The 590-nt window shown below is 53.2% G+C and carries 1 rRNA gene; it reads right to left on the bottom strand.

Annotation, left to right across the window (positions count from 1 at the left end):
• Positions 1-590: ribosomal RNA gene (locus tag KW829_RS22730) — 23S ribosomal RNA — on the bottom strand; the annotation flags it as partial.

Below are 590 nucleotides of genomic sequence, written 5' to 3' on the forward strand. Positions count from 1 at the left end.
TACCTGACCACCTGTGTCGGTTTGGGGTACGATTTGATGTTACCTGATGCTTAGAGGCTTTTCCTGGAAGCAGGGCATTTGTTACTTCAGCACCGTAGTGCCTCGTCATCACACCTCAGCGTTAAAAGAAGTCCGGATTTACCTAAACTTCCCGCCTACATGCTTAAACCGGGACAACCGTCGCCCGGCTAACATAGCCTTCTCCGTCCCCCCTTCGCAGTAACACCAAGTACAGGAATATTAACCTGTTTCCCATCGACTACGCCTTTCGGCCTCGCCTTAGGGGTCGACTCACCCTGCCCCGATTAACGTTGGACAGGAACCCTTGGTCTTCCGGCGTGCGGGCTTTTCACCCGCATTATCGTTACTTATGTCAGCATTCGCACTTCTGATACCTCCAGCAACCCTCACAGGCCACCTTCAACGGCTTACAGAACGCTCCCCTACCCAACAACGCATAAGCGTCGCTGCCGCAGCTTCGGTGCATGGTTTAGCCCCGTTACATCTTCCGCGCAGGCCGACTCGACCAGTGAGCTATTACGCTTTCTTTAAATGATGGCTGCTTCTAAGCCAACATCCTGGCTGTCTGT

Source organism: Enterobacter sp. ENT02, from assembly GCF_019219165.1.
In the GTDB taxonomy this organism is placed as follows: Bacteria; Pseudomonadota; Gammaproteobacteria; order Enterobacterales; family Enterobacteriaceae; genus Enterobacter; species Enterobacter mori.